Here is a 12850-nt window from a genome sequence, read left to right as displayed (position 1 = left end):
ATGAATAATCTAGATTTATTTATTTTTAATTAAACTTAATATCTCATCTTTTGCAGTATATGGATCAATTTTTCTTAATACTACATCGTTAGATATATTATTAAGAAAATCGTTTTTTTGTGCTTTCTTCATTATTATATTCATAAGTTCAGTTTCTACCATGCTTATTATCTCTTTTCTAGCATTTTCTCCTCTTCTGTCGCTAAGTTCTCCACATTCTTCCATGTAATCCATATGACTTAGTATCTCATTTAATAGCTCATTTACACCTTCATTTAGTCTTGCTGTTACTTTTACTACTGGAATCCTTCTATCTTGTCTATGTCCTAAATCTAAAACTGTTTGAATTTCTCTAGCTGTTTTGTCTGCACCTTGTAAGTCACTTTTGTTAACAGCAAAGACATCTCCTATTTCCATCACTCCTGCTTTTATCGCCTGAATATCATCCCCTAATCCGGGTACCATAACCATAACTACTGTATCTGCTGTCTTCACTATGTCTACTTCTGATTGTCCTACTCCAACTGTCTCTACAAATATATAATCCATTCCAAATATATCTAATATCTTAACAGCTCCCTGTGTAGCTTTAGAAAGTCCTCCAAGATATCCTCTTGTACCCATACTTCTAATAAAAACTCCTTTGTCTAGTGCTAAATCAGACATTCTAACTCTATCACCTAATATTGCACCCCCACTAAAAGGACTCGTTGGGTCTACTGCTATTATTCCTACTTTTTTCCCTCTTTTTCTTAATTCTTTGGCAAGTTTATCAGTTAGTGTACTTTTCCCTCCACCTGGAGGTCCAGTTATTCCTATAATGTGAGCTTTTCCGGTTTTATTATAAAGTTTTTTTACTAAATCTATTGCTTCTTGTTCTTCATTTTCAAATAGCGAGATAAGACGAGCACATGCTCTCTTATCTCCTAATAGAAGCTTATTTTCAATATTCATACTGACACCACCAATTTGTCATTATTGGACTCTTTTGACATTTTTTCTTATGAAATCTATTGTTGTGCCTGTAGTTGTTCCAGGTGTAAATATCTCAGCTATACCTGCTTTTTTCAATCCAGGTATATCTTCATCCGGTATAACTCCACCACCAATTACTAATACATCATCTGCTCCTTGTTCATTTAAAAGCTCCATAACCTTTGGAAACAAATGATTATGTGCTCCTGATAGTATACTCATGGCTACTACATCTACGTCTTCTTGTATAGCAGCTGCTACTATCTGCTGTGGTGTTTGTCTTAATCCAGTATATATAACTTCCATACCTGCGTCTCTTAATGCTCTTGCAATTACTTTTGCTCCTCTATCATGACCATCAAGACCCGGTTTGGATACTAATACTCTAATTGGTCTGTCCATAAAATATCCTCCTTTTCATATAAAAATCATACCCTGATTAATCAATATTTAAATTATAAGTTAACAGATTGTTGATATTCTCCAAATACCTCTCTCATAATTCCACATATTTCTCCTAAAGTAGCATATACCTTAACTGCTTCTACTATAAATGGCATTACGTTTTCTTCGCCTTGACATGCCATTCGTAGAGCTTCTAATCTTTCTTTTACCTTATCATTATCTCTTCTTGCTTTTAACTGAGCAAGCTTAGCTTTTTGTCTTTCTCCTACCTGTGGATCAACTTTTAATAATCCTTTAGGACTTTCTTCTTCTATTTGGAACTTGTTCATTCCTACAACTATCCTAGAATTATCTTCTATTTCTTTTTGATAATCATATGCTGAATCCATTATTTCTTTTTGTATATATCCTAGGTCGATAGCTCTAGGAGCACCACCTAAATCATCTATTTTATTAATATATTCCATAGCTTTCTTTTCTATTTCATTTGTTTTTGCTTCTATAACATATGAACCAGCTAATGGATCAATAGTATTAGTTACTCCACTCTCATGTGCTACTATTTGCTGTGTTCTTAAAGCTATTCTCACTGAATCTTCTGTTGGAAGCGCAAGTGCTTCATCTCTAGAATTTGTATGAAGTGATTGCGTTCCTCCTAATACAGCTGCTAATGTTTGTATTGTAACACGAATGATATTATTGTCTGGTTGTTGTGCTGTTAATGTTGAACCACCAGTTTGTGTATGGAATTTAAGTGCCATTGATTTTGGATTTTTAGCACCAAATCTTTCTTTCATTATTTTAGCCCATAATCTTCTTGCCGCTCTATATTTTGAAACTTCTTCTAATAAATCATTGTGTGCATTGAAAAAGAAAGATAATCTTGGTGCAAATGTATCAACATCTAATCCTGCTTTTATAGCAGCATCAACATAAGCTATACCATCTGCTAGAGTAAATCCAACCTCTTGTGCTGCAGTTGATCCAGCTTCTCTGATATGATAACCAGAAATACTGATTGTATTCCATTTAGGAACATATTTTGAGCAATATTCAAATATATTTGTTATTAGTCTCATAGAAGGTTCTGTAGGAAATATATATGTCCCTCTAGCAATGTATTCTTTTAATATATCATTCTGTATTGTTCCTCTAAGTTTATCAGATGATACTCCTTGCTTTTCTGCAACAGCTATGTACATTGCAAGTAGAACTGATGCAGGTGCATTTATAGTCATTGATGTACTAACTTTATCTAAAGGTATACCATCAAATAGTACTTCCATATCTTCTAAAGAATCTATAGCAACTCCTACTTTTCCAACTTCTCCCTCTGATAACGGATGATCTGAATCATATCCTATTTGAGTTGGAAGATCCATTGCTACTGATAATCCTGTAGAACCTTGCTCAACTAGGTATTTATATCTTTTGTTTGACTCTTCTGCTGTGGCAAATCCAGCATACATTCTCATTGTCCATAGTCTACCTCTATACATTGTAGGTTGAACACCTCTTGTGTATGGATATTGTCCTGGAAAGCCTATATCATCATTGTATTGTAATGATTCAACATCTTCTGGTGTATAAAGCCTATTTACATTTTCTCCGGATCCTGTTGTGAAATTTTCCATCCTTTCTGGAAATCTTGAAAGAGCTTTGTTAACCTTAGCCTGCTGCCATTGCTCTTTTTCTTGCTTAATTTGTTTAAGCATATCATTGTCAAACACTTGAAAAATCCCTCCTATCATATTTAGAGACTGAAAAAATAAGTTCCTAATACTGCAATGGGAAGTTATTTTTCGAATATCCCTTTGACTTAAACTAACATCTTGTACTTCCAGATATAAATTACACTATTATATTTAACATTGAATCAAAGTAACCAATTTATAGTACAATTTCGTTAGCGTTTATAGAACTATCGTTCTATATTTTTTCGTAAAACATTAATATTCATGTATAGACTAATACATAATTAATAATTTTGCAAGATATTTTATCAAATTATTTATAAAATGAAATAAAACTTTCAAATACTTATATTAAATAAGTATTTTTTTATTAATTTTTTATAATCAAAATTTTTGAAAGTTCCCTAAATAACTCATAAAAAAATACAATATCACTCTACAATTTTAATGTAGTAGTTTTATTGTACTTTTTAATACTAATTCTTAATTTTATTTAAAAACTTTTCTATATTTACTATATATCTTGTATGTGTCCCTTCTCCTATTTTCTTATTTTCATCATATGCCTCTACTTTAAAACAAAGTTTTTTACCGTCAATTTCTATTAACTTTGCTACAGCATAAACCTTTTGTCCTACTGGAGTTGCACTTATGTGATTTACATTTACATTTATACCAACTGTTGAATATTCATTGCCCAATTCTTTATCTACTGCGTTAAGTGAAGCATTTTCCATTAAGCCTATCATAACTGGTGAAGCAAAAACATAAATATCTCCACTTCCAAATTCCGCTGCAGTATCTTTATCTGTTACAATTTTTTCTACTCTTGCTTCTAATCCTATTTTTAAATTAGAAAACATATTTCCACCTCATCCTTTATGAAATTTTTTTACTAAAATATTATATCACATATAACTAATATATCTCCTTGATTATTTATAACTAGCCTAGTATTTCATCAATGTATAACTTTTATAATGAAACTCCTACTCATTTCATTCCTAGGAATAAGCGATTCACATCAAATCATAGATTTGAGTTTTCTACTTAAAAGCATAATTTAAAGGGAGATTAACTATAACCTCCCTTACATTTTTATTCTTCTTCTTTTTTTGTTATATCTAATTTATCAGTATTACTTTCAGGTAAAAGATCATCTAAACCAGCATCTTTTTTACCTGTAAAAATTTCTTCAAATTCTTCAGCTGACAAAGTTTCTTTTTCAAGTAATGCTTGCGCTACTTCATGAAGTTTATCCATGTTTTCACTTAACAGCTTTTGTGCTTTGTTGTATGCATTATCTATTATGCATCTCATTTCATTGTCTATTTCTGCTGCTACTTCTTCACTGTAATTTTTACTTCTTCCTAAATCTCTTCCTATGAATACTTCATTATCATCAGTTCCATATGTCATTGGTCCAAGCTTATCACTCATTCCATAATGAGTAACCATATTTCTTGCTATCTTTGTAGCTCTTTCTATATCATTTGAAGCACCTGTGCTAATATCATTTAGCACCAATTTTTCTGCTACTCTACCACCTAACAAATGTATTAATGTTTCTTCCATTTCTATTTTTGAAGTATAATATTTATCTTCCTTTGGAAGTATCATCGTAAAACCACCAGCTCTTCCTCTTGGAATTATACTTATTAGGTGAACTGGGTCTGTATTTGGTAGTAATCTAGCTACAACAGCATGCCCTGCCTCATGGAAAGCAGTAAGTTTTCTTTCTTTTTCACTAATAACTCTGCTTTTCTTTTCTGGTCCTGCTATTACCTTTGTTATAGCTTCTTCTGTTATATCCATTGAAATTTTCTTTAAATTTTTCCTAGCTGTTAAAAGTGCTGCTTCATTCATTAAATTTTCTAAATCTGCTGGTGTAAAACCTGGTGTTCTTCTAGCTAATATTTTTAAATCTACATCCTCTTCTAACGGTTTACCTCTTGAATGTATTTTTAATATAGCTTCTCTTCCAACAATATCCGGTACTCCCACATGTACCTGTCTATCAAATCTACCTGGCCTTAATAACGCTGGGTCTAATATATCAGGTCTATTGGTTGCTGCTATAATGATTATGCCTTCATTGTCTCCAAATCCATCCATTTCTACAAGTAATTGGTTTAATGTCTGTTCTCTTTCATCATGTCCTCCACCAAGTCCAGCACCTCTTCTTCTACCAACTGCATCTATCTCATCAATAAATACTATACATGGTGAATTTTTCTTGGCTTGTTCAAATAAATCTCTAACTCTGGAAGCTCCAACTCCTACAAACATTTCAACAAAATCAGAACCACTTATACTGAAAAATGGTACTCCTGCTTCACCAGCAACTGCTCTTGATAAATATGTTTTACCAGTCCCGGGAGGTCCCACCATCAAAACTCCTTTAGGTATCCTAGCTCCAAGAGCTATATATTTTTTAGGATCTGAAAGAAAATCCACTATTTCCTTTAACTCTTCTTTTTCTTCATCTAAACCAGCAACATCTTTAAATGATACTTTTTTATTTCCATCTTGCTTATGCATTTTTGCTTTGCTTTTACCGAAGGACATAACCCTGCTTCCTCCACCTTGGGACTGCTGCATAAAAACAAACCAAAACACAACAATTACTAATATCATAAATATAGTTGGTAATATTTGCATGATCCAAGGAGTGCCTTCTTCTTGTTCAGCTTCAATCAATAAATCTGTGTTTAAGTCTTGAAACTTATCTATATAAGCTTTTTCAACTTCTGGTATTTGTGATATAAAATTTTTACCTTCCTTGTACGAAGCTACATATACACCCGTAATTTGATGATCCACAATCTTTATATTTTTAACATGCTTGGCTTCAATCTCTTGTTCTAACAAGCTGTATTCTATTTTTTCTGTCTTTTCCATTGGCTTTGTCATTATATGAACAAGAGCTATTATTATTATAAATATTAGTAAATAAAAGCTTATACCTCTAAAAAACTTTCTCAACTACAGTCCTCCTCTCATTAATAAATCATTGTTGTAGTTGTTTTGATTTAATTAGATAAAAAATTTTTCAATTCTACATACTGTGATTTAACTAATAAATTCTATTATTATCTCGATTTATACTATCCTAGATTATTTCATAGAAAATAAATACTATACTGTATTCTTCTTTTTATAAGTATCAAATCTAAAAGCAAAATCAATTACTTATTCAAGTAATCTGAAACTATAATAAATTTAATCAATATTATTTATATATTTCTTCCTTTAATATTCCTATATATGGTAAGTTTCTGTATTTTTCAGCGAAATCTAGCCCAAATCCAACAACAAATTCATTTGGTACTTCAAATCCAGTATAATCAACGTCTACTTCAACCTGTCTGCCATCAGGTTTGTCTAAAAGTGTACATATTTTTATGCTCTTAGGATCTCTAGATTTTAAGTTTTCTATCAAATACTTCAATGTTAATCCACTATCTATAATATCTTCTACTATTAATATATCTCTCCCTTCTATACTAGTATCTAAATCTTTAATTATTTTAACTACTCCAGAAGACTTCGTTGAAGCACCATAACTTGATATAGCCATGAAATCCATTTCCAGATTTAAGTTTATATTTTTTGCAAGTTCTGTTATGAACATAACTGCTCCCTTTAAGACACATATTAACACTAAATCCTTACCTTTATATTCTTCAGTAATCTGTAATCCTAAATCTTTAATTTTTGCTTCTAATTCTTCTCTTGAAATTAATATCCTTTCAATGTCCTTTATCATATAAATCCTCCTTAGTGATATATTGTATTAATATCACTTTCTTAGTATTTTTATCGACTTTATACAAATCACTTAACCTATATCCTACTACCCATATGATATTTTTTTCATCTTCAATAATCGGTATATTATCTCTTTCTTCTCTAGGAATTTTATTGTCTATAAAATAATCCTTGAGTTTTTTACTACCTTTCATTCCAAATGGAACAAATTTATCACCAGGTTTTCGATTTCTTATATATAAGTCGCCTTTTATTTTATCATAATCAATGTATTTTATAAACCTATCATTAGATTTAAAATCAATTTTTTGTATATCCTTAATTTCTATAATAATATCTGATTTAAAATTATTATTATAATTTTTAGCATTTAAAACAAGTTTATTTCTATCTTTGATAACTTTATGTAAACTATTTTCTTTTTTTCTTATCAAACATGTGTCATATTTTTTTAATAATTCGACTCCCATTGTTGTATCGTGAGTTTTACCTGCTACACCATTTTCTATGAAATGAGTTATAATTTTTATATGTTTTAAGCCTATATTTTTCCTGTTACCATTAATTGCTTCTATACTTAATCTTATTATTCTTGATTTAATAGAAATATGTAATTCTTTAAATTCCTCTACTTTTATTTCTATAATATTTTTGCTCTTTTTATTGCATACTTTTTCAAATTTTTCTTCTGCATACTTATTAATAAAGTCATTATCTTCATTCATTATATTTGCTGTTCTTGTCAATGTATTTACTATGCCTTTATTGAAGTTATTTTCGATATAAGGTATTAATTCTAGTCTTATTTTATTTCTCCCATAAATGGGCTGAAGGTTAGTTTTATCTATTCTAGGATTCAAGTTATTGTCTTCACAATATTCCTCTATCAGAGATCTGTCAATACTTAACAAAGGTCTTATGATATTACCTACCTTAAATTCCATTCCTTTTAATCCTTCTATCCCTGTACCTCTTAAAAACCTCATCATAACAGTTTCAGCTTGATCATTTTTGTTATGTGCAACTGCTATTTTATTTGCAGATTCTTTTTTTAGAATTTCGTTAAAAAACTTATATCTTAGTTCTCTTCCTGCTTCTTCAGAAGACATTTTATTTATTTTTGCATACTCGTCCATATTAACCTTTTTATTATAAAAAGGTATATTCCACTGTTTACATATATTTTTAACATATTTTTCATCTTTGTCGGCTTCTTTACCTCTAATTCCATGATTAATATGTACGGAAATAATGGTAAAATTTATTGATTTTTGTATATTTTTCAAAACACAAAGAAGAGCCATGGAATCAGGCCCTCCAGAAACTCCTACAACTAACTTGTCTCCTGATTTGATTAAATTATTATCAACAATTGTATCATAAACTTTTTGTTCCAAATCATCACCTACAGCTAAAACTATTTTATCGTTTTGTAAATTTATTAGTTTTATTTTTTTATTATACCAAAAAACAACTATGTTTATAAAATATATTTCAAATTTTTTAGAATCTACAAAAGTCTTTATAAAATAAAATTTCTAAAAAGCTTCTAAGTAACATTATTTTATAATCAATCTTAATACATTATGTTTCACTAAAATGTTACTTCATTTTAGCATACAATATAATAAAAAAAATAAAAAAATGCTTAAGCTTGTTGTAAATAAAATATCTATAATACGATAATATAAATATTTATTATTTATTACTGAATTATAAACTATTTTTAATTCTTTTTCAAATATTTTTATATTTTTATATCTACATTTTAAAGATTCTATTATAAAATCCTTTACTATTTTATTTATTTTGAGTTCTTTTACAATAATAATTAAATCATTAAAATCAAATTTTAGTGGATTTAGTTCTTTATCTATAAATAAATGTATTATTAACATTGTTGTGTTAAATATTAGTATTTGTTCTTTAGAGACTTTAGAATTACTACACCATGAACTCATATTATACGCAGGGGTAAACTCGGTAGCAGATCTATCTAAGGAAACTACCGAGCCAAAATCTATAATCATAATTTTATTATTTTTTTTGTCTATTAGTATATTATCAGGCTTTATATCGTAATACATATATTTTTTTGTAAACATTTGTTTTAAATATTTTATTAATACTAGCCATATACTTATAATATTTTTTTCAGTTATATTATTATTCATAGTTGCATATTCACGCAAACTAATTCCATCTATATAATCCATAACTAAAAAAAAATGCGCCTTTTGATTGATATATATATCATCCATATCATAAATTGTTGGTATAAAATCTAAATTTTTCAGACTATTCATGACTTCATATTCTCTAGATATAGAATACATATTATCACTAATTTTAAGTGCAAAAATATTATCATCTTCATCACAAACTTTATAAATAGTTCCTACTCCACCGCTTCCAATTTTACTTAAAACTGTATATTTATTTTGATTCCATTTTCCTATGATACTATTCTTCATATTATCAAACTTTCAAATAAGCCTTCTTCTTTTAAAGTATCATTCTTATTATTTAACAAGTTTATAGCTGCTTGTAGTGCTGATCCTGTTGGTGTCAATCCGCCTATTTCAATTTCTTTTATAGCTTTTTCTAAACTCTTTATATCATTTGTAAGATTAGATATGATTTTGGAATCTGTTTCTTCATCACATGGATAAGCTATAACGCTAACAAAAGTTTTTCCTTTTCTTTCACTTAAATTTCTTAATAGGCTAATAATACTCTTTTTTGCTATTTCTATTTTATTGGTCATACTTTTACTACAATCTAAAACAACGCTACATTTTATTGTCATTCCATCTTCAATTTTTTCTATAAAATTAATTATTTTTTTTCTAGAATCGGGCTCAATATTTTGCAATTCTTTACCAATAATTGCTTGTAATTCTTTATTTACTGCTTGTTCAATAGTTTTACATACTGTTTGTTTTGTTAACAAACAAATACTCTTCTCCAAATCTTCAATATCAGTAATTTCCCAAAGACCTCTTCCTGCCTTTGCTATACCTTTTATTTCTTGTAAGTACTCTTTATCTTTAGAACCTTCTATTATGCCAATAGTACTTATTGATATACCACTATTAACTGCATTTTCAGCAACCGTTATTGGGTTAATACCTTTATTAGATTTTCCATCAGTTACAAGTATTATTTGCTTAAATTCAATATTTTTTTCCATAATATCCCTCCTAGTATTAATGATTATTTACATTTTTTATATTTATATACTTTTTCGAGGGATAGTAAGTTCATTTTACGCTTTTCCATATTTTTGTCGCCAATATAGTCATATCATCTCTATTTTTTATTGGTGCTATTTTTAACGCCGAATCCATGATTTTATCTGCAACTGTTTGAGGATTTACACTATCAATATTTCTTATAATTTCGGTTAACCAAGCTTCTTTATCTTGACTATCTTCATTAGCATCCAAAACTCCATCAGATAACATAATTATAATATCTCCATTTTTTATTTGCTCTTCATATACATAAATATCAACTTCTTTCAATATACCTATTGGTAAACTGCTAGAATTTATGGATATAATTGTTTTATTTCTTTTTATATACGTAGGTGCTGAGCCGATTTTTACAAATTGTCCTTTCCCAGTATAAAGGTCTAATATAGACATATCCAATGTTGTCAACATTTCATCATTAGATTTTAAAATTAATATAGAATTTATAGTTTTTAAAGCTACTTCCTTATTATATCCTGCTTCTAAAAATTTTTCTAATAATGAAACTACGGTACTGCTTTCTATATTTGCCTTGTAGCCTACTCCCATACCATCACTTAATATTGTAAAATAGTTGTTTTTACGTTCACCAAAAACATAACTATCTCCAGAAACCTTGGCAAAAGAATTATTTACTCTTGATACTTTTGTTATTGCATTAAATCTATTAGCTTTGATTAACTTTATTTTTGAATACTTGTTATTTTGAGAACTGCCATAAAAGTATTTATCCATTTTAATTTTATATCCAACAATAGAAGACACTATTTTAATAAGTTTTTGTACTTGGCTATTATCTAATTTGTTTTTTGTTTCTACTATTATCTCGAATTTTTCACTACTCGATTCTGTGACTACAACCTCTGTTACTGCAATCTCATTATTTTTTAATTGTATATAAATACTATTCTCTACATCCTCTTTAAACCTTATATCTTCTTCTATTTCTTGTGATAAATCAACCATTATATTTGATACTCCTTTTAATTGTTGCGAAACTAACTGCCTACTCTCTTGTATTTTTTTATTCCAAACATAGTTTAATTTGTATAAATCAAATAGATAATTACATTTATCCACTATCTTATTAGGGCGAAGACATCTTTTCCTTATCAAAAGTGGAAGATTTTTTTCTTTTAAGTTTCCTTTCATCTCAATCATATTCATTAAATCAAACATAGCTTTATATGTGTTATAAAAGTCATTTTTCCAACATATTGAATATAAAGAACAATTTTTACATACACCTTCTGATATCTTATCAATAAAATCTGATATATCTTTATTTTGAGTATAATTTTCTCCTTGAATAACCCTATCAAAGGTTATTGATAATTCTTCAAAAACCTCTGATAATTCCATTAATCTTTTTTTTGTTATATATTTAATCCTATTATGATAAGATTTTTTAACTGTAAGTTTATTTCTGTTAAGTAGTATAGTACGGTCAAAAGCTTCTATGAAACTTTTGCCAAGCAGTAGAAACATTAATGCTCCAGCTATAATTTCTCTAGTCTTTATTACAATATCAACAGCTTCTATGGAATAATATGAGATTATAAAATAAGACATTATAAAACTTATAGAACTTGCTAATTTACCTAATTCTTTAAATAATCCTGTCATCAGTCCACAAAAACCTAGTATTGCAACTGTTATATATATAAATGGCGTACTAAAAGATATAATCAATCCAACAGCAATACCAATAGCTGCACCCATTGATGGTCCTTTCATATTACCAACTGCAATTATTATAAATATACTAATTATACTCCTTAGCGAGAAACCATAAATTTGAGCTTGTCCTACACCAGCAATAACTAAAGCTAAAATAATAACTAATGATATTATTTCCTCGTTTATTAAATCCTCATCATACTTAAAAAATACAGAAATACCATAGTTAAATATATAAGTTGCTGCAAATATTATAACTGCTTCAAAACTAAGCATTATAAAGTCGTATATAAAGTAGTCTTTTATACTTAAAAAAACAATCCTTATAAAGACAATTAAGAATGATGATAACAAAGCTGAACCTATTTTATTAAATTCTATATTTGTTTTAAAAACATTATGCAAAAAAAGCAATATCCATATTGCCATTATATATTCGTATTTCGTCATTCCTGTAACAGTTAATAGACCAATAGTAGCACTTAATCCTGTCAACCAATTTCTTTTACCTTTCACCATATAGGCTCCGACTAATGCTATTGAGAAAGGCATAAAGTTATTCATTAGTTTTACTCTAGATATAAAAATACATATAATTGTTATAAAAAAATACGGAATACTAATATACAAATAGTTTTTTATATCTTCGATTCTTGCCGTATCCCTATTTATGTTTTTTAACTTTATATTTTGTACTATTTCATTAACCATTAACTCACCACCCTTTACTTTGTGCCTGCTATTGTATCAAAACTCAGCTGTTTTATTTGTCAATAAAGGGTATTAGTTAAAAAAAAGTGTTTTACACAAAATTTAATAAATTATCATATGATGTGAACTTTTTAGCTTGTATGACATATTTTTATCTGTTTAAATCGTTGTAGCTTATCATTTTTATAATTCTAAATGTTCAATATAATCATATAATAAGTTTATAATAGTATTTATCGCCATAAAACCATTATTTATTTCTAATTTAAAAATAAAAAAAATACTCATTATGACAATAATCTATCATATTTAGAGTATTTTAATTAATCTATAGTATTCGACATAATTTCTATAGAA

10 protein-coding genes are annotated in these 12850 nt (G+C 28.3%); all 10 read right to left on the bottom strand.

Features of this window, described 5'->3' with window-relative positions; all coding sequences use genetic code 11:
• Positions 1-15: 15 nt before the first annotated feature.
• Entirely contained in the window at positions 16-954 is a 939-nt protein-coding gene (gene meaB / locus AYC61_RS09765; protein WP_066500801.1) for a methylmalonyl Co-A mutase-associated GTPase MeaB, read from the bottom strand.
• Between the two features lie 21 nt (positions 955-975).
• Complete coding sequence (locus AYC61_RS09760) at positions 976-1377, bottom strand: cobalamin B12-binding domain-containing protein (RefSeq protein WP_066500798.1); 402 nt, start codon at positions 1375-1377, stop codon at positions 976-978.
• Between the two features lie 53 nt (positions 1378-1430).
• The gene (locus tag AYC61_RS09755; RefSeq protein WP_420806808.1) at positions 1431-3131 is read right to left on the bottom strand and encodes an acyl-CoA mutase large subunit family protein; all 1701 of its coding nucleotides are present in this window, start codon (positions 3129-3131) and stop codon (positions 1431-1433) included.
• Positions 3132-3550: 419 nt separating this feature from the next.
• Positions 3551-3937 (bottom strand): thioesterase family protein, encoded by a 387-nt coding sequence (locus tag AYC61_RS09750; RefSeq protein ID WP_066500793.1) that lies wholly within the window; start codon positions 3935-3937, stop codon positions 3551-3553.
• 235 nt (positions 3938-4172) lie between these two features.
• Positions 4173-6059 (bottom strand): ATP-dependent zinc metalloprotease FtsH, encoded by a 1887-nt coding sequence (ftsH, locus tag AYC61_RS09745; RefSeq protein ID WP_082759893.1) that lies wholly within the window; start codon positions 6057-6059, stop codon positions 4173-4175.
• 247 nt (positions 6060-6306) lie between these two features.
• Complete coding sequence (hpt, locus tag AYC61_RS09740) at positions 6307-6843, bottom strand: hypoxanthine phosphoribosyltransferase (RefSeq protein WP_066500791.1); 537 nt, start codon at positions 6841-6843, stop codon at positions 6307-6309.
• Positions 6827-8242, bottom strand: a complete 1416-nt coding sequence (gene tilS / locus AYC61_RS09735) for a tRNA lysidine(34) synthetase TilS (protein WP_066500790.1) — start codon at positions 8240-8242, stop codon at positions 6827-6829. Before tilS ends, hpt begins: the two co-directional genes overlap by 17 nt.
• Positions 8243-8452: 210 nt before the next feature.
• A complete protein-coding gene (locus AYC61_RS09730; protein WP_066500784.1) occupies positions 8453-9319 on the bottom strand; it encodes a protein kinase domain-containing protein in 867 nt (288 codons plus the stop codon).
• Positions 9316-10038 carry a vWA domain-containing protein gene (locus AYC61_RS09725; RefSeq protein WP_066500776.1) on the bottom strand — a complete coding sequence of 241 codons (723 nt, stop codon included), beginning with the start codon at positions 10036-10038 and terminating at the stop codon, positions 9316-9318. The genes AYC61_RS09730 and AYC61_RS09725 overlap by 4 nt, the downstream gene beginning before the upstream one ends.
• A 70-nt stretch (positions 10039-10108) precedes the next feature.
• Complete coding sequence (spoIIE, locus tag AYC61_RS09720; protein WP_066500773.1) at positions 10109-12493, bottom strand: stage II sporulation protein E; 2385 nt, start codon at positions 12491-12493, stop codon at positions 10109-10111.
• Positions 12494-12850 lie beyond the last annotated feature (357 nt).

The organism is Abyssisolibacter fermentans (assembly GCF_001559865.1).
Classification (GTDB): Bacteria; Bacillota; Clostridia; order Tissierellales; family MCWD3; genus Abyssisolibacter; species Abyssisolibacter fermentans.
This window is presented reverse-complemented; position numbering and strand designations above follow the sequence as displayed.

Bases quoted from the DNA above. Each gene is read 5' to 3' on its own strand.
- meaB (WP_066500801.1), bottom strand. From the start codon at position 954: ATGAATATTGAAAATAAGCTTCTATTAGGAGATAAGAGAGCATGTGCT.
- AYC61_RS09760 (WP_066500798.1), bottom strand. From the start codon at position 1,377: ATGGACAGACCAATTAGAGTATTAGTATCCAAACCGGGTCTTGATGGT.
- AYC61_RS09755 (WP_420806808.1), bottom strand. From the start codon at position 3,131: ATGATAGGAGGGATTTTTCAAGTGTTTGACAATGATATGCTTAAACAA.
- AYC61_RS09750 (WP_066500793.1), bottom strand. From the start codon at position 3,937: ATGTTTTCTAATTTAAAAATAGGATTAGAAGCAAGAGTAGAAAAAATT.
- hpt (WP_066500791.1), bottom strand. From the start codon at position 6,843: ATGATAAAGGACATTGAAAGGATATTAATTTCAAGAGAAGAATTAGAA.
- AYC61_RS09730 (WP_066500784.1), bottom strand. From the start codon at position 9,319: ATGAAGAATAGTATCATAGGAAAATGGAATCAAAATAAATATACAGTT.
- AYC61_RS09725 (WP_066500776.1), bottom strand. From the start codon at position 10,038: ATGGAAAAAAATATTGAATTTAAGCAAATAATACTTGTAACTGATGGA.
- spoIIE (WP_066500773.1), bottom strand. From the start codon at position 12,493: ATGGTTAATGAAATAGTACAAAATATAAAGTTAAAAAACATAAATAGG.